Below are 17,042 nucleotides of genomic sequence, written 5' to 3'. Positions count from 1 at the left end.
ACGCCGAGATCGTGTGCCGCCGCGGAGGCTGCCGGGCGGTGGCAAGATCGACCCATGCCCGCCCCGACGTCACCGCAACCACCCACACCGCCGAAACCGTCGTTCACGATCGTTCCCGCGGACATCGACGACCCCGGCGCGACCCCCGTGCTCCGCGCGTACTTCACCGAGCTGTGCCGGCGCTACTACCCACGGCCCATCACCGGCGACGACGTCGACGCGGCCATGGCCGATGAACCCGGCGCCGACCTGCGCCCGCCGACCGGCGTGTTCCTGCTCGCCCGGCAGAGTGGTGCCGTCGCGGGGTGTGTCGGGGTGCGGCTGCTGGACGCCTACGCCGAACTGACGAAGATGTTCGTGCTCCCGGAGTTCCGCGGCACGGGTCTGGCACCGCGGCTCCTGACTGCCGCCGAGGACCATGCTCGCGCACACGGCAGTCCGGAGATGCGCCTGGGCACGCGCCGGGATCTCGTCGAGGCGCAAGGCCTCTACCGCCGCAGCGGATATCACGACATCGACCGGTACGGCGACGATCCGTACGCCGAATGCTGGTTCGCCAAACCACTGCCCGCACCGCCGGTCTGACCGCCCAGGGTGGTCCGCGTCGCCGGTAGCCGCATGCGATTTCGATCCACGCCCGCGGCCGTGACCTGCACGTGTGTCCCGCACAGCACCGGCGTCCTCCCGGAAGCCGCAACACGGCGCCCCCGAGAACGCAACACGCGCCCCTGAGGCCGCAACACGGGGCCTGTCCTTGTCGTTGAAATTTCAACAGTATCGTGGTCGGCGTAAGGCGCGCTCAGGCAGCCGCGGTGAGCGCGGGCAGCAGGCACGGCTGTGCGGCCGGTGGGCCCACGGCCCGGTCAACCATCTGGCGGAGGTCAGGCATGTACGCACGAATCCAGGACGTCGCGGCGCTGATCGGGCGCATCGCGGTCGGCGTGGTGTTCCTCGCCCACGGACTCGACAAGTGGAACGCGGGGATCGACGGGACGGCTCAGATGCTCGGGGCCGTCGGCATCCCGCTGCCCACCGTCGCCGCGGTCTTCATCATCGCCGTCGAGGTCGTCGGCTCGATCCTGTTCATCGTCGGCTTGGCGACACCGCTGGTCGGCATCGGCTACGCGGTGGTCGGCCTCGGCGCGACGTTCGCCGTCCACCTCGACGCGGGGCTCACCGGTGAAGGCGGTTACGAACTCGTCCTCCTGCTCGCCCTCACCGGCCTCGCGCTGGGCTTCAACAGCGGCAGGCTGGCACTCGACCACGTCCTGCTCGGCCGCCGCAGCAGCAAGGAGGCCGAACCGGTCAGCTGAGGTCGACGGTCGCGGCTTCGGCGGCGCGGTGCGCGTCCAGCTTCGCCGGGTTGGACACCTGCACCACGTGCGCACCCGCCGCCAACGGTGCGACCAGTGCGTCGACCACGCCGCCGGGCAGGGTCCATGCCCGCGTCGACAACACCCGGTCGCCGGAGCCGATGCCGAGCTCGCCCGCGCGTTCCCGTGCGGTCGCCAGCACGTCGTCGGCCGTCGAGCCGAGGAGTGCGGGCGTGTCGCCGGGAACGGGAGTCAGCGGGGTGAAGTCGTCCCCCGCGCTGCGGGCGTCCGACAGGTAGTCGAACGCGCCGGCCGCCGCTCCCTGCGGTCCGAGGCCGCGGCCGAGCGGGTCGAGCGCGACCACGGCCGTGTCGTCGGCGACCCCCGTCGGACCGTCCGGCCCGGTGAACGCGACCCGCGCACCGTCGGCGTCGGCGACCACGTGCCCGCCGCACCACCACGTGCCCAGCAGCACGCCCGCTGTCTGCCAGTGCGCGGGCAGGTCGACCGCCACCGGATCACCCGGCTCGACGTCGAACTCCTCGACGAGCCAGTTCGCCGTCTTCGCCGCCCAGTTGACCAGCGTCGCGACGGACAGTTCCACGCGGCTGCCCACGGCGTCGTCGTAATGCGTCACCGCCGGGCGCGCTGCCGACGACAGCGACGGGCGCAGCAGCTGATCGGTGAGGTTCACACCCGCGATTCTCCCTGCCGGCCGCGTCAGTTGACGCAGGGGACCTGACCGGATGCCCGGCTGAGCGCCACACCACCGGTGACACCGCGTGCGGCGCCCCCTGCCGCGCTGCCACCCACTGCCGCGCCGCCCCCGCTCGGCGGGTCGCCGGCCGCACCGCTCGGATTCGTCGGGCCGGGGGACGCGCCTCCGCCGTCGTTCGACGGTGCACCGTCCTGCCCGCCGGAGCCGTGTGCCAGGCCGCGGATGAAGGAGCGCACCCGCTGCAGATCGACCGTGACGATGCTCTGCCCGTCGCTGCTGCGGGCGGCGACGTCGGTGACCGGGATCGTCTCGAACTCCATACCGTCCCCGAGCAGGTCCTTGGCCTGCTGAGCGAACCCGAGCACGTCGAGGTCAGGGTCGAGCACCAGCGACCGGCGGACCGTGTCGATCAGATCGGACAGTTTGTCCGGGTTCGTCAGGGTGCCCGTCGACATCGCCTTGTCCAGCGCCGACGAGAGGAACGTGTGCTGCCGGACGATGCGGTCGAGGTCGCCGTTGGGGAGATTCTTGCGCTGGCGGACGTACGACAGCGCCTCGCCGCCGGACACCGTCTGCACCCCGGCGTCGAAGTCGGCGCCCGAGTCCTTGTCCTTCGTCGGTGCGTTCAGGCACACCTCGACGCCCCCGATGGCTTCCGTGAGCAGGTAGAACCCGAGCAGGTTGATCTCGGCGTAGTGGTCGATGTGCACCTGGGTGAAGTCCTGCAGCGTGCGCACCAGAGCCCGTCTGCCCGCCTGGTTGGAGTCCCGTTCGAGCTGCGCCCTGTCGGTGACGCCGTCGGCCTGCAGTCGCTGCCACTCGGCGTTCTTCGCCGCGCCGTAGGCCGAGTTGACCTTGTCCTTGCCGCCGTGGGGCACGTCGACCCACGTGTCCCGCGGCACGGACACGCCGACGGGGTCGCTGCCGTCCTTCGGGATGCGCAGGATGATCATCGTGTCGGTCTTGATGCCGCTGGTGCTCTCCGTGCGCAACGCCTTCAGCACCGACAGCGGCAGCGGATTGCCCTGCATGTCCGTGCGGGAGTCGGCGCCCACCAGCAGGATGTCCGTGGCGCCGTCGTCCTTCGGGGGCGGCGGCGGAGCCTCGTCGTCGCCGCTCGACTCGTAGTGCCAGTCGTCGAGTGCGTCCGTGGTCTCGATCGCGTCGTGGAGCTGGTCGAGCCGCGCGTACGCATAGCCGGTGACGCAGAGCGCGATCACCGACAGCAACGTGACGACGGTGCGCCCCGTCGCCCGGCCGGTGCGGCGGAGTCTGCCTCCGCGGTTCGCCCCGGTCGGGGAGGGGGCAGGGGTTGCTGCCTGCGTGGCCGCCGCGTGCGACCCGGCTCGCGTGCGGCGGTGCGGGGTCGGCCGCGGGGTGCCGCTCGGCCGCCCCGCGGTTCCGGCGGGTTCTTCGCCGTCGCCGGTGTCGGGAGTCGCGTCGGCGCCGTCGCCCGAGTCGGCATCGGCGCGGTCGGCGCTGTCACCGTCGGCCTGGTCACCGTCGCCGCTCTCACCATCGCCGTCGGCCTGGTCACCGTCGGCGGGTGTCGCCTCGGTGCCTGCTTCCCCCGTTTCTGCTTCCCCCGTTCCGGTGTCCGCCCCGGTGTCGCTGTCCTCGGAGCCCTGGCGCTCGGCGTCCTGCTCCTCGCGCTCGTTCACGCGGCCCCTCCCCATCCGGCGTGTACTGCTCAGGCCTGCCGTAAGCCTAGTTCACGCACGGGATGTCACCGGCGGTGATGGGTTCGGACGGCTCATCGGGTTCATCCGATTGCGCCTGTGCGGGCTGCGCTGTCCGGGGCTGGGTCCCCGCGCTGTTCGCCACGGGTCCGGACAGGGACGCCGGCGCCACGGAACGGGGCGTGTCCGCGCCCTTGGTCGTTTCCCCCGGCACGAACCCGGCGTGGACGTGCACCTCCAGCCTGCCTTCGGGCAGCGCAGGGTCCTCCTCGACGCCGACGTCGGGGCCGAGGAGCGCCGCGGCGGCCTCGGCGGCGTCGGCGTCCCCCGGGGCGTGCCGGACCACCGGCTCGGTCACACCGTCCATAATGGCTGAGCCCTCGCCCTGGAAGCCGTTGTCCCGCAACAGCGACCGCACCGATTCGCCGTGCGCCGGGTCCGCCGACGCGCTGTAGACGTCGACCGTGTACTCGCCGGCGTCCACGTCGGGTGCGGCCGAGGAGTCCGGTTGCTCGTCCCCGACGATCTCGTCGACGAACGAGCGCACCTCGTCGACGTCGATCTCCAAGGCCGAGGCGCTGCCGAACTGCTCGTTCCCCTCCACCGGGATCGTGTGGAACTCGATGTTGCCGCCCGACAGGTTCCTCATCTGGGCGGCGAACTGCATCAGGTCCCAGTCCTCGGAGAGCACCACCGACGACTGCACCGCCTCGACGACCTCGCTGATCTTGGCCGGGTCGAACAGCACGTCCGACGAGAGCATCTTCCGCACCAGGCCGGACAGGAACGCTTGCTGCCGTGCGATGCGGTCCAGATCGTAGTTCGGCAGGCCGTAGCGCTGCCGCACGAACGCGAGCGCCTCGACGCCCTTCAGCGTGTGCCTGCCCGCGCTGAGGTCGAGGCCGGACCGCTCGTCGTCGACGTCGTTCTTCAGGCACACGTCCACGCCGCCGAGCGTCTTGGTGATCTCGTAGAAGCTGGCGAGGTTGACCTCGGCGTAGCGGTCGATCATGCCCGGTCGGTCGATGAGCTTCTCGACCGAGGCGATCAGGTTCTTGCGCCCGGCGACTCGTGCGCGGTCCTCGATCTCGTCCTGGTCGAGCTCGGCGCGGGCGCGCAGCTGTTTCGACGTGTGGGTGTAGGCACGGCCGAACGCGCTGTTGAGCTTGTGTGTGCCGTACTCGTTGGCGAGTTCCACCCAGGCGTCACGGGGGAACGAGATCGCCGAGGCGCCCCGCCCGTCCTGTGGGATGTGTACCAGGATCATCGTGTCCGTCTGGCGCTCGCCGTCCGCGTCACCCGCGTGCAGCTTGTCGAGGACCTCGCGAGGCAGCGGATCGCCGTGGTTATCGGTGCGGCTGTCCATGCCGACGAGCAGGATGTCGATCGCGCCGTCCATCGGCGCGGCGGTCGCCCGGTCGCCGTCGAAGACGTCGGTGGTGGACGTGCCCGAGTTGACGTCGCCGATGAACTGCCAGCCGTACCACGACACGACCATGACCATGGCCGACACGAGCGCGACCACGGTCTTGCCGCCCCGGCGCGCCCAAGTGGCCGCACCGGCCCGCCGCGTGGCACCGGCGGCGTCATGCGGCGGCCCCTCGTCGCCGTGACGGCCGTCCTGTCGCCTGCGGCGCCGGCCCCACGGGCCCCACAGGCTGTGCTTCCTCCACTGACTGCGCTTTCCCCGCTGCTTGCGCTGTCGGCGGGAGCCGGCCACGACCGCTGTCCCCGGCCAGTCGGTCACCTCTAGCTCCTCCCGGATGGCTGCCTCGTCTCACACTACTGATCGACGTGTGTAACGCTTGTTCGGCCGCACAGCCGTTGCGACCTTGTTGCTGCGTTCCCCTCTTTCGGAGGGTTCCAATCGGCCGTTCGCGGTCTGCGGTGGCGCTGGCGGGCACGCCCGCGCCGGGCACAGGTACGGGAGGACACATGCGGGTGCTCGTCACGGGCGGCGCCGGGTTCATCGGGTCGCATTTCGTGCGGCAGACGCTGGCAGGAGCGTACGCGGAGCTCGCCGGCGCCGAGGTCGTCGTGCTGGACAAACTGACGTACGCAGGCAACCAGACGAACCTGGATCCGGTCGCCGGCGATCCGCGGCTGCGGTTCGTGCGCGGCGACATCTGCGACGCGGGCGTGGTCACCGAGGTCATGCGTGGTGTGGACCTCGTGGTGCACTTCGCGGCCGAGTCGCATGTGGATCGTTCGATCGCGGGGTCGGCCGACTTCGTGCTCACCAACGTGGCGGGAACGCAGACGCTGCTGCAGGCGGCACTCGACGCCGGCGTCGGCCGGTTCGTCCACGTGTCCACCGACGAGGTGTACGGCTCGATCGAGGAAGGTTCGTGGCCGGAGGACCACCCGTTGCTGCCGAACTCCCCGTACTCGGCCTCGAAGGCCTCGTCCGACCTGCTCGCCCGCTCGTTCCATCGCACCTACGAGCTCGACGTGTGCATCACACGGTGTTCGAACAACTACGGGCCGTACCAGTTCCCCGAGAAGGTCGTCCCCCTGTTCGTGACCAACCTGCTCGACGGCAAGCAGGTGCCGCTGTACGGGGACGGGCTCAACGTGCGCGACTGGCTGCACATCGACGACCACTGCCGCGGCATCGCGCTCGTGGCCGCCTCGGGACGGGCGGGCGAGATCTACAACATCGGCGGCGGCACCGAACTGACCAACCGCGAACTCACCGAACGCCTGCTCACGGCCGTGGGGGCGGGCTGGGAGATGGTGCGTCCGGTCGAGGACCGCAAGGGCCACGACCGCCGGTATTCGGTCGACATCACCAAGATCAGCACCGAGCTGGGTTATCGTCCCCGCATCGACTTCGAAACCGGACTCGCCGACACGGTGCGGTGGTACGCCGAGAACCGCGCATGGTGGGAGCCGCTGAAGAACCGGTGACGTGCGTCGCCCGCTGTCTGTCGTTGTATGAGGTGATCGGATGAGCCGCCTCGCGGTGCTGGTGCCAGGAGGAACGGGCCAGCTCGGGAAGGACCTGTCGGCCGTCGGCGCGGAGCGCGGGGCCGTCGTGCACGCCCCCGGGTCCGCGGAACTGGACATCACCAAGCCGGGCGCCGTGCTGGAGGGCGTCTCCCGGTTGGTGGACGAGGCACGCGCCGACGGCCGCATGCCCGTGGTGATCAACGCGGCCGCCTACACGGCCGTCGACGCGGCCGAGGACGACGAGCAGCGCGCGTTCGCCGTGAACGTCGACGGGCCGCGTGTGCTGTCCGCGGTGTGCGCGTCGCGACGGGTGCCGCTGCTGCACGTGTCGACCGACTACGTGTTCGACGGGGACGGTGACACTCCCTACGAACCGGATGCGCCACTGGGCCCACGCAGTGCCTACGGCCGGACCAAGGCGGCCGGCGAGGATGCCGTGCTCGGTTCCGGCGTGCGGGCGTGGATCGTCCGCACCGCGTGGGTGTACGGCGCGGGTGGTGGCAACTTCGTGAAGACCATGGCGCGGTTGGCTTCCGAAGGCGTGAATCCGTCCGTTGTGGATGATCAGCGTGGGAGTCCGACGTGGACGGCCGATCTGGCTTCCGGGCTGCTGGAACTGGCCTGCGCCGTGGCGGGCGGCAACCCGCCGGCGCGCCGGGTGCTGCACTGCACGGGCGGTGGTGAGACCACCTGGTACGAGTTCGCACGCGCCGTGTTCGAGGAGGTCGGTGCCGACCCCGACCGCGTGTCACCGTGCACCACGGCGGATCATCCGCGCCCTGCGCCGCGCCCCGCGTACTCGGTGCTGTCGAACGCCGCGTGGCGCGAGGCGGGCCTGACTCCGCTGCGCCCGTGGCGTGAAGCCCTGTCCGCCTTCGCCGCCGGTCACCGGAGCATCCTCGTCGACACCTAACCCGCTCGCGCGTCCTGCACTCGGCACCGCGTGTCCTGCGTTCGGGACGCCGTGTTGCGCTTTCCGGGACCGTGATGTTGCTGCATGCTGTCCGGTAGGAGCGCGCAACGCCGGGATCCACTCTTGCCGGACCGCGGTGCCCGGCCTGTCGACCGGCGGACCGTATGAGCGAACCGGTGGGCGACGCTGCCCCGCGGCGGGGTCAGCCCTGGACCGTCGGCCGGATGGTGATGTCGCCGATCTCCACCTCGTGTGGCTGCTCGATGGCGAACACGATCGCGCGGGCGACCGCCTCCGGAGGGAGCGCCCACTCCGGCATACCGGCGTCGCCCGCCAGTTCGGTGTCGACGTATCCCGGCGACACGGAGGTCGTCCGCAGCACGCCGTCGGTCGATTCCTGGCGCAGCGCTTCGAGCATGGTGCGCGCGGCGTTCTTGGTGCCGGCGTACGCCCCTTGGCCGGGAACGATCTTGAGACCCGCCGTCGACACCGTCGTGACGAGGTGGCCGTGCCCTTGCTCGCGGAAGACGGGGAGGGCGGCCGCGATGCCGTTCAGTACGCCGTGGAGGTTGACGTCGATCATGGCCTGCCACGCGTCGACGGTGAGGTCGGCGATCGGGGAGACGGCGGCGGCACCCGCGTTCCCGACCAGCACGTCGAGTCGGCCGAACTCGGCAACGGCGGTGTCGACGAGGTGCATGACGTCGTCGCGTCGGGTCACGTCGGTGGTGACGGCGACGGCGCGTCCGCCGCGCTCCCGGATGTCGCGGGCGAGTGCGTCGAGCCGGTCTGCGCGGCGGGCGCCGAGTGTGACCGCCGCGCCCCGTTCGGCGAGCAGGTGCGCGGTCGCCTCGCCGATGCCGCTGCTCGCGCCGGTGACGGCGACGACCTTGTCCACGGCCGATGGCATGATTGCTCCCTGAGTGCGTTGAAGTGGACACGTGTCCGGTTGGGCGTTCACTGTACCGGACACGTGTCCGTTTGCAATGGGAGCGGTGCGAGGAAGCGATGAATGCACAGCGTCGAAGGGCTGATGCCACCGAGAATCGCGCGCGGATCGTCGAGGCGGCCCGTGAGCTCGTCGCGGACGGCGGCGAGGTGATGCTCAATGCCGTGGCCAAGAAGGCCGGCGTCGGTCAAGGAACGCTGTACCGCCATTTCCCGACCCGCGACGACTTGTTCGCCGAGGTGTATCGGCAGGATGTGGAGGAGCTCGTCGACGCGGCCCCTGCGCTGGTTGCCGAATACGATCCGCTCTCGGCTTTGAGTGCCTGGTTCGACCGGCTGGTGGCGTACGCGCGGGTCAAGCGGGGTGTTCTGGCGGCCGTCGAGGCAGGCGTACGGCGTGATCTCGCCGACCACAGCCACGGCCCGATCGGTGATGCGGTGACGACATTACTCGAAGCGGGCAAGGCCGACGGCACCATACGGTCCGATGTGGACGCACGTGACGTCGTGTTGCTCGTCGGATACCTGTCCCGGCTCGACGACGGCGAATGGGACGGGCGGGCTCGGCGGCTGCTGGACGTCGTACTGGACGGGCTTCGTCGCGGGGCGTGAGCCTGGCTTCGCCGAGCTCCGTCACGGTGCGGAACACGCCGTACTGAACGCAGAACACGCGCGTCCGAGTGCAGGACACGGGGTCCTGAACGCAGCACACGCGCACCGGAGGGTGCAACCCGGGCCGGGGTCGGTCAGGGGGTTCCTGCGGCGGTGCGGTAGGCCTCGAGTGTTGTCTCGGCGCAGCGGAGCCACGTGAAACCGCCGGCATGGGCACGGCGGGTGGCCGCGGTCGACGCCGCGTTGGGCTCGTCGACGGCGGCGCGCAGCTCGGAGGCGAGCGCGCCGACGTCGCCGTACGGCACGAGGTGTGCCAGCCCGCCCGAGACTTCGCGGAGTGCGGGTACGTCCGTGCACACCACGGGCGTGTCGCACGCCATGGCTTCGAGCACCGGTAGTCCGAAGCCCTCGTCCCGCGAAGGCAGCACGAGCGCGGACGCGCCCGCGACCACCCGTTGCAGGTCCACATCGGACAGGTAGCCGACGTGGTGCCGCCGCTCGCCGCGGGGGAAGCCGCCGGGGCCCGCGAACACCAGCGGTGGCAGCGACGGATCGGCGGCGTGCGCCTCGAGCAGCCAGTTGAGGCCCTTCCGCGGCCCCGGCGCGCCGGCGAACAGCAGGTACCGCGACGGCAAGCCGAGCCGCTGGCGGGTACGCGGGCTCGGGGGACGTCCGGTGAACCAACCGGCGTCGACGCCGAGCGGTGTCACGACGATCTTGCCGCGGTCGACGTCGAGCCGTTCCGCGACGGCGTCGGCGACGGCCTCGGTCGGGGTGCAGATCACGTTCGCCCGCGCCGCACCCCGGCGCACGAGTTCCGGCACCTCGGCGTCGCTCGGCGCCAGCTCCTGGGGGGCGTCGAGGAACGCCAGGTCGTGGATCGTGAGCACACCCGCACCGCGGATACTGGCCGGCAGTACGAAGTTCGTGCCGTGGACGACGTCGTAGCTGCCCGCGAACAGGCCCACCGGCGGCAGCGGTGAGCGCACCCACAGCTTCCGGAGTATCCGTGCGGGAACCGGCATGCCGCGTGCGGACACGTCGTGCGGCAGCACCGTCCGCAGCTTCCGCCAGCCGCGCAGGGTGAACGCGACGGCACGCAGATCGACGTCGCCCGTCAGCGAGGCGAGTTCCTCCGAGAGCGACGCGGTGTACCGGCCGATTCCCGTGCGATCGCCCAGCAGTGGGGTGCCGTCGAGCAGCACCCGCAGCGGCTTCCCCTCCGGCCTCCCGTTCGGCTCAGCCACGGCGCAACCTCGTCCGTACGATCTTGCGCACCCGGCCCGCGGCCCTGCGGGTCAGCTCGCCGGGACCGCCGTCGGAGAGGTACTCCTTGACCAGCGCCACGTCGCGGCGCAGCTTCTGCACCCGGTTCAGCGGCGGTTCGGAGGTGAGGTCGGCCGCGCCGGCCAGCCGGTCGGCGGCCGGGCGCGGATCGCGCACGAACCGCACCAGCGGGTCGAGCACGTTCTGCCACGTGTACCGCTCGGCGACGGCGGCCATGCGTTCCCGGCAGCCGTCGGCGAAATCCGTGTCGTACAGGCACTTCTCCAGCGCGTCGGCGAGCGCCTCGGTGTCCTCGGCCGGTACGACGATGCCGAGTCGTTCGCGGCGGACCAGGTCGGCGAACGCGTCGCCGTCGGTCGTGATGATGGGCAGTCCCGCCCACAGGTAGTCCAGCACGCGGGTGCGGAACGCGAACGTCGTCTCGATGTGCTCGAAGTGCGTGGTGACACCGCAGTCGGCGTCGAGCAACCAGTTCTGGCGGTCGTCGTAGGCCACCCATTCCTGGTTGAAGAACACGTGTTTACCGGTCAGTCCGAGGGAATCGGACAGCCGCATGGTCTGCGCGCCGATGTCCATCTCGGTCACTTCGGGGTTCGGGTGCTTCATGCCGAGGAACACCAGCCGAGCGTCGCCGCGGCGGTCGCTGAGCCGTTCCACGGCGCGCACGAGCGTCAGCGGATCGAACCAGCTGTAGACGCCGCCCGCCCACAGCACGACCCGGTCGCTTTCGGACAGTCCGAGCGAGGCGCGCAGGCCGGCGCCGGTGCGCTGCGGTGGCCGTGCCGACAGGCCGAACGGGACGACCGACAGCAGCGACTGCGTCGTCGGGTCCGCGTCGTAGAGCCGCGGGGTGAGCCTGCCCGTCGCGGCGAGGTGGCCGAGCCACAGGTGCCGTTGCCGCTCGGAAGCGCACAGGAAGAAGTCGCCGCGCTGCAGCTGGGCGTCCAGGACCCGGGTGACGCCGTCGAGGTCGGCGGCGCGGCGATCGTCGGGCACGTCCTTGGTCTGCTCGAGCAGTTCGAGGTGCATCGGGTCGTACAGGTCGCACACGACGATCTTGTGTGCGTACTCGGACTGCAGCGCAGGCGCCATCTCCAGCACGTGCCCCTGCAGGATGACGACGTCGGCCCATGCGACAGGTTCGCTCAGGTCGCGCCTGCGGGCGGCGCTCACGGGAAAAGGAGCGGGTGGCGGCTCGGCGAGCGGGTTGACCGTCACGAGGCGCACGTCGTGTTCGCCGGAGAGGACCTCGGCGATGTTCCACGCCCTGATCGCCGGGCCCGCCATGCGCTCGGTGATCGCGTCGCCGGTGAGCACCAGCACCTTCCGGCGGGTACCGAAGGCCTGCTCGATGCCGAAGGCCTCGACGAGGATGTCGTGTGCGGTCAGGTAGCGGGGGAGCGGATAGGCCGGTTCGAGGGCGTTGCGCAGCAACGGCAGCAGGTCGGCGTCGGTGCGCACTCGCGCGGCCTGTTCGGCGGCGCGCGACTGCGCCAGCGACGGCAGTTGCTCGACGAACTGGTCGATCGCCAGTACGCCCGCGAGCGTGCTGCGCGGCACGGGCACGGGCGCGGTGTCGGCCGGGCCGGTGCCGTGTTCGAGGTCCAGTTGTGTCGGGTCGAGCTCGCCGCGCGCGGTGGCCCGCCGCACGGTGAGCGCCAGTGCTGCGGGCAGCGCGGCGGAGAGTGTTTCGGTAGAGGCGTTCTTGTACAGCGCGGCCAGGGCGTTGCGCTCCAGCAGGAACGTCTCCCGGCCGCCGTCCGGTGAGTCCACTTCGGACATGGTGGCGTGGTGCCGGTGGTAGGTCAGCGACTCCGGCACGTAGCGCACGCGCCAACCGCGCAGGTTGAGCCGCCAGCCGAGGTCGACGTCCTCGTAGAACATGAAGAAGCGCTCGTCGAACCCGCCCAGTTCGGCGAACACGGAAGCGCGTACGAACATCGCCGACCCGGTCGCGAACAGCACGTCCTTGGCGACCTCGTGCTCGGCACGCGGCACGTCGGCGATCGGCCCCCCGGCGCGCGGCTTGTAGCCCATGCCGAACCAGGTGAGTCCCGCGTCGACGAAGTCGGTGCCCGTGCCGTCCCAGTCGAGGACCTTGCTCGCGACCGCGCCGACGGCGGGCTCGGCCCGCAGCGTGGCCACGGCGTTCCCCGCCCAGCCGGGCGCGGGCCGGGCATCGTTGTTGAGCAGCGCCAGCACGGTGCCGTTCGCCTCGCGTGCGCCGAGGTTGCAGCCGCCGGCGAACCCGCGGTTCGTCTCCGACGTGACGAGCCGGACCCCCGGCACCGCGTCCCGGATGCGTGCCACGTCGTCACCGCCCGAGGCGTTGTCGACGCAGATGACCTCGAGGTTCGGGTAGTCGTGCTCGGCCAGCGCGCGCAGGCAGGCGATCGTGTCGTCGGCGCCGCGGTAGTTCACCACCACGACCGAGACCAGCGGTACCGCCGGATCGTGCCGTGCCGGTGGGCCGTGCATCGTTGCCGGGTCGTGCTGCGTCGCCGGGTCCTGCTGCGGCACGGGCGCTCCCTTCCCCTCACCTCGTCCCAGCTTATCCGCCTGCCCAGCGCTGCCAGAGGGAGCCTCGGCCGACCGTGGAGCGGCGTCCGATGTCCCGGCGGGTGCGCCGTACCCAGCCCAGCATGCGGGTGACGTCGGCCAGCACGCGCAGGCGCAGTCGTGGGTCGAAGTTCGCGGCGTCGGGCACGTCCGGACCGTCGGGCCGGAGTGGTGCCGCCAGTCTGCGCAACGGCAGCACCGCGGTCAACGCGGTGAACTTGGCGAGTTCCCGCAGCGCGACCGCGGCGGGCGCGCAGCGCAGCAGCATCAGCAGACGGTTGCGTTCGTTCCACCGGTGGAAGGCCGCCGATCCCGGCCGGGTACTGGCGCCGTGGCGGTGACAGACGTCGGTGCCGGCCACCGCGATGTCCCAGCCGGCCAGGCGCAGGCGCCAGGACGTGTCGGTGTCCTCGTAGTAGCAGAAGAACTCCGCAGGCACACCGCCGACGTCGCGGAGGGCGCGCGTACGGACGAGTACGGCACCGCCGCAGAACCCGAACGGCGCTGTGATCCTTTGTTCGGCTGGGGTCCCTTGCTCGGCTGGGGTCCCGCGGTCGCTGGTCTCGTCGTCGCTGGTTTCGTGGTCGCTGGTCTCGCGGTCGGCGACGGTGTCGTGGCCGGTGGTGGTCGTGGGGCCGGTGGTGGTCGGGCCGTCGAGGTCGCGGCCGTGCCCGTCGGCGGTGAGGCCGACACCGGTGGACTGCACCGTGCCGTCGGGACGGATCAGCCGGGACGTGACGGCTGCCGTGGCGGGGCCCGCGGCGGATTCCAGGGTGGCGAGCCAGTCGGGCGGCGGCACGGCGTCGTCGTTCAACCACGCGACGAACTCGGTGTCGACCACGTCGAGCGCGGCTGCGACGCCGCCTGCGTAGCCCGTGTTGGTTCCGAGCCGCAGCACCTCGGGGGCGCTCGGGTGCTCGGCGAGGATCCGCCGGGTGCCGTCGTCGGCCGCGTTGTCCACCACGAGTGTCCGGTGTGGACGGGTCTGTGCGGCGAGTCCGTCGAGGCAGTCGCCGAGGTGGGCCGCGCCGCGCCAGGTCACGACGACGACGGTGGTGGCGGGCATGGGTAGCACCGTAGCGAGCGCGGCGCAGCGGCGGGCGGGAGGTCGCGGCGGGCGGGAGATCGCTGTGGGTGGTCATGATCAGGGGAAGGTTCGGGGCTCCCGCCCGCCGGCCCGGCCACCGCCCCTCAAGGACACGCTGACGCGTGACTGTGTTGAGTGCCTCCAAGGTGCCCTTGGGGGCAGAATGGCCCCGGTGCGGGAGTTGACAGTGGTGGCCGAGCAGCTGCTGGCGCCGGTGCCCGGCGGGACGGGCCGGTACACGGCGGAACTGCTGCGCGCGCTGGCGGAGACCGCGCCGGAGGACTGGCGGGTGGCCGGCGTCGTGGCGCGCCACGGCGACGTCGAGGCCGCGCGCGTCGCCGGTGTCGCGGGCCCGCGGGTGCTGCCCGTGGGGCGGCGCGTGCTGACCGAACTGTGGCGGCGCGGGACGCCGTGGTGGCCCGGCGGCGACGCCGTCCACGCGCCGACGCCCCTCGCGCCGCCCCGCGCACCCCGCGGCCGCACCTTGTCGGTGACCGTGCACGACACCGTCCCGTGGACACACCCGGAGACGCTTACCCCGCGCGGCGTCTCCTGGCACCGCGCCGCGATCACGGCGGCGCTGCGCAGAGCGGACGGCGTCGTCGTGCCCACCCGTGCGGTCGCCGACGACCTCGCGCGACACGTCGCCGGCCCCGCCCCCGTGCACGTCGTCGGCCACGGCACGACCAGCTGGCCCGAACCGGCCCCGCTCGCGACGACCGAAGCGGCATCGCCGCCGTCGGAACCCCTGCGGTCCGGCCTGCCGGAGCGGTACGTGCTCGCCGTCGGCACGGTCGAACCGCGCAAGGGCATCGACGTCCTGATCCGCGCGATGGCAGGCATCGGCGATGCGCCGCTCGTGCTGGCCGGTCAGCCCGGCTGGGGTGGGCTGGACCCGCGCCGCGTCGCCGCCGATGCCGGCCTGCCGCCCGAACGGGTACGTGTGCTCGGCAGGTTGACCGACGCGGAACTGATCACCGTGCTGCGCGGCGCGAGCGCTCTCGCTGCGCCGAGCTTCGCCGAGGGCTTCGGCCTGCCCGTGCTGGAGGCGATGGCAGCGGGCGTGCCCGTGGTGCATTCGGACGCGCCCGCGCTGGTCGAGGTCGCGGGCGGTGCGGGCCGGTGCGTACCGCGCGGCGACGCGGATGCGCTGGCCGCGGCGCTGCGGGAGGTCCTGACCGGTGGAGAGTACGCCAGGACACTGGTGCGGGCCGGACGCACGCGTGCGCGTGCGTTCACGTGGGGCGCCGCCGCGCAGGCGATCTGGCGGTTGCACACGACGTCACCCGCCCGGACCCCCGCGACGGTGGACCCCTGATCGGGGTCGCTCGGTGGCTGCCGGCACCGCAGGCACGTCGCTGACCGGCTGTTATGCGCCCGTGATCCTGTCGTGACTTTGGCGAACGCCCGACGCGCGCCGGTCACCGGGTCGTACCCTGCTCGGGTGGCCGATCCCAGAGTGCTGATCGACGCCACCGCTGTGCCTGCCGACCGCGGTGGCGTCGGCAGATATGTCGACTCCCTGGTCGCCGCCCTCGACGCCGACGGGGCGGCGATCGCCGTGGTGTGCCAACCGCGGGACACCGAGCTGTACGGCCGGCTCGCCCCGCACGCGGAGGTCGTGCCCGCCGCCGAATCGACCGCCACCCGCACGGCCAGGCTCACGTGGGAACAGACCACGCTGCCGCGTCTCGCGGCCAGGCTCGGCGTCGACGTCGTCCACTCACCGCACTACACGATGCCGCTGGCGAGCCGTGCCGCCTCGGTGGTCACGTTGCACGACGCGACGTTCTTCACCGACCCGGTGCTGCACTCCTCGGTCAAGGCGCGGTTCTTCCGCACGTGGACGTCGACCGCGTTGCGGCGGGCCGACGTGTGCGTGGTTCCCAGCGACGCCACCGCCCACGAACTCACCCGCGTCACCCCGGCCGCGCGCGCCCGGGTGGAGGTCGTCCACCACGGCGTCGACGAGGAGCGGTTCCACGTGCCCTCACCGGAGGAGACCAGGGCGGCACGCGACGCGGTCGGCCTCGGCACCACGCCGTACGTCGCGTTCCTCGGTGCGCTCGAACCGCGTAAGAACGTGCCCGCGCTGGTACGCGGGTTCGCCCACGCCGTCGCGGACATGCCGGAACCGCCCGCGCTCGTGCTCGCCGGGCAACCCGGCTGGGACCGGCAGGTGGAGTCGGCGCTCGATTCCGTGCCGCACCGGCTGCGGGTGATCCGCGCGGGCTACCTGCCGTACGACGCGCTGGCCGGGTTCCTCGGCGGCAGCGAACTCGTCGCGTATCCGAGCCTCGGCGAGGGCTTCGGCCTGCCGGTGCTCGAAGCGATGGCGTCCGGCGCCTGCGTCCTGACCACGCGGCGACTGGCGTTGCCCGAAGTCGGCGGCGACGCCGTGGCCTACTGCGGCGTCGGAGCAGGCGACGTCGCGGCCGCTCTGCGGGAACTGCTCGACGACCCCGCACGCCGCTCGCGGCTCGCGTCGGCCGCTCAGCGCCGGGCGAAGGAGTTCGCGTGGGGATCCACGGCCGAACGCCACCGCGAGGCCTACGCCAGGGCCGCCCACGCCGCCGCCCTGCCGCACTGACGCCAGGGCTCTTCCGCGCGTGTCCGGCACCCGCCCCTGCCGTGTTGCGGGTTTGGGGGATCGTGTTGCGGGTTTGGGGGATCGTGTTGGGCGGGTTCTAGTGGTGGTTGCAACGCTCCTGGTTTTGAGGAGTGGTTGTGGGGTTGTCGGTGGTGTGGGATGTGTTTTGTCGGGTGTTGGATGGGGAGGGTGGGAATGTCGCGGCGGCGTCGCGGGCGGTGGGGGTGCATCGTTCGACGGGGTTGAGGTGGGTGCGGGCGGCCCGGGCTGGTGGATATAACCCGGTGGTGTCTGGTGATGGGTCGTTGGCGGCGGTTCAGGCGGAGTTGCATCCCCGGTTTTTGACGTTGCCCGAGCGGGAACGGATCGCGGATCTGCGGCGGG

14 protein-coding genes are annotated in these 17,042 nt (G+C 71.8%); 7 read left to right on the top strand and 7 right to left on the bottom strand.

The window, feature by feature from the left end:
- The first annotated feature begins 54 nt into the window (after window positions 1-54).
- Window positions 55-585 carry a GNAT family N-acetyltransferase gene (locus LY12_RS25210; RefSeq protein WP_253859968.1) on the top strand — a complete coding sequence of 177 codons (531 nt, stop codon included), beginning with the start codon at window positions 55-57 and terminating at the stop codon, window positions 583-585.
- A gap of 302 nt (window positions 586-887) precedes the next feature.
- Window positions 888-1,313 carry a DoxX family protein gene (locus LY12_RS25205; protein WP_253859967.1) on the top strand — a complete coding sequence of 142 codons (426 nt, stop codon included), beginning with the start codon at window positions 888-890 and terminating at the stop codon, window positions 1,311-1,313.
- Here LY12_RS25205 and LY12_RS25200 read toward each other — a convergent pair.
- Genes LY12_RS25200 through LY12_RS25190 form a run of 3 tightly spaced genes read right to left on the bottom strand, consistent with a single transcriptional unit; the run spans window position 1,306 to window position 5,457 of the window.
- The gene (locus LY12_RS25200) at window positions 1,306-2,007 is read right to left on the bottom strand and encodes a TIGR03089 family protein (protein WP_253859966.1); all 702 of its coding nucleotides are present in this window, start codon (window positions 2,005-2,007) and stop codon (window positions 1,306-1,308) included. The genes LY12_RS25205 and LY12_RS25200 overlap by 8 nt on opposite strands.
- A gap of 26 nt (window positions 2,008-2,033) precedes the next feature.
- The gene (locus tag LY12_RS25195) at window positions 2,034-3,692 is read right to left on the bottom strand and encodes an LCP family protein (protein ID WP_253859965.1); all 1,659 of its coding nucleotides are present in this window, start codon (window positions 3,690-3,692) and stop codon (window positions 2,034-2,036) included.
- 46 nt (window positions 3,693-3,738) lie between these two features.
- On the bottom strand, window positions 3,739-5,457 hold the full coding sequence (locus LY12_RS25190; protein ID WP_253859964.1) for an LCP family protein: 1,719 nt from the start codon (window positions 5,455-5,457) through the stop codon (window positions 3,739-3,741).
- Window positions 5,458-5,645: 188 nt separating this feature from the next.
- Here LY12_RS25190 and rfbB point away from each other — a divergent pair, with 188 nt between their 5' ends.
- Both rfbB and rfbD read left to right on the top strand, forming a co-directional pair.
- On the top strand, window positions 5,646-6,620 hold the full coding sequence (gene rfbB, locus LY12_RS25185) for a dTDP-glucose 4,6-dehydratase (protein ID WP_253859963.1): 975 nt from the start codon (window positions 5,646-5,648) through the stop codon (window positions 6,618-6,620).
- Between the two features lie 40 nt (window positions 6,621-6,660).
- Window positions 6,661-7,575 carry a dTDP-4-dehydrorhamnose reductase gene (gene rfbD / locus LY12_RS25180; protein ID WP_253859962.1) on the top strand — a complete coding sequence of 305 codons (915 nt, stop codon included), beginning with the start codon at window positions 6,661-6,663 and terminating at the stop codon, window positions 7,573-7,575.
- A gap of 202 nt (window positions 7,576-7,777) precedes the next feature.
- Here the strand turns inward: rfbD and LY12_RS25175 are convergent, their stop codons facing one another.
- On the bottom strand, window positions 7,778-8,485 hold the full coding sequence (locus tag LY12_RS25175; RefSeq protein WP_253859961.1) for an SDR family oxidoreductase: 708 nt from the start codon (window positions 8,483-8,485) through the stop codon (window positions 7,778-7,780).
- A 98-nt stretch (window positions 8,486-8,583) separates the two neighbouring features.
- Between LY12_RS25175 and LY12_RS25170 the strand changes: the two genes are divergently transcribed.
- On the top strand, window positions 8,584-9,135 hold the full coding sequence (locus tag LY12_RS25170) for a TetR/AcrR family transcriptional regulator (protein ID WP_253859960.1): 552 nt from the start codon (window positions 8,584-8,586) through the stop codon (window positions 9,133-9,135).
- Between the two features lie 134 nt (window positions 9,136-9,269).
- On the opposite strand, the gene LY12_RS25165 is transcribed toward LY12_RS25170, so the two are convergent.
- The 3 genes from LY12_RS25165 to LY12_RS25155 all read right to left on the bottom strand — a co-directional run bounded on the left by LY12_RS25165 (window position 9,270) and on the right by LY12_RS25155 (window position 14,047).
- Window positions 9,270-10,382, bottom strand: coding sequence for a glycosyltransferase family 4 protein (locus tag LY12_RS25165; protein WP_253859959.1), 1,113 nt, complete (start codon window positions 10,380-10,382; stop codon window positions 9,270-9,272).
- Window positions 10,375-12,900 (bottom strand): glycosyltransferase, encoded by a 2,526-nt coding sequence (locus LY12_RS25160; protein ID WP_253860028.1) that lies wholly within the window; start codon window positions 12,898-12,900, stop codon window positions 10,375-10,377. The genes LY12_RS25165 and LY12_RS25160 overlap by 8 nt, the downstream gene beginning before the upstream one ends.
- 73 nt (window positions 12,901-12,973) lie before the next feature.
- The gene (locus LY12_RS25155) at window positions 12,974-14,047 is read right to left on the bottom strand and encodes a glycosyltransferase family 2 protein (RefSeq protein WP_253859958.1); all 1,074 of its coding nucleotides are present in this window, start codon (window positions 14,045-14,047) and stop codon (window positions 12,974-12,976) included.
- Window positions 14,048-14,240: 193 nt separating this feature from the next.
- Between LY12_RS25155 and LY12_RS25150 the strand changes: the two genes are divergently transcribed.
- Both LY12_RS25150 and LY12_RS25145 read left to right on the top strand, forming a co-directional pair.
- Window positions 14,241-15,386: a glycosyltransferase family 4 protein gene (locus LY12_RS25150; protein WP_253859957.1), complete on the top strand. Its 1,146-nt coding sequence runs from the start codon at window positions 14,241-14,243 to the stop codon at window positions 15,384-15,386.
- A 141-nt stretch (window positions 15,387-15,527) separates the two neighbouring features.
- Window positions 15,528-16,658: a glycosyltransferase family 4 protein gene (locus LY12_RS25145; RefSeq protein WP_253860027.1), complete on the top strand. Its 1,131-nt coding sequence runs from the start codon at window positions 15,528-15,530 to the stop codon at window positions 16,656-16,658.
- Window positions 16,659-17,042 lie beyond the last annotated feature (384 nt).

Origin of the sequence: Prauserella alba, from assembly GCF_024171735.1 — a bacterium.
GTDB classification, from domain to species: Bacteria; Actinomycetota; Actinomycetes; order Mycobacteriales; family Pseudonocardiaceae; genus Prauserella; species Prauserella alba.
This window is presented reverse-complemented; position numbering and strand designations above follow the sequence as displayed.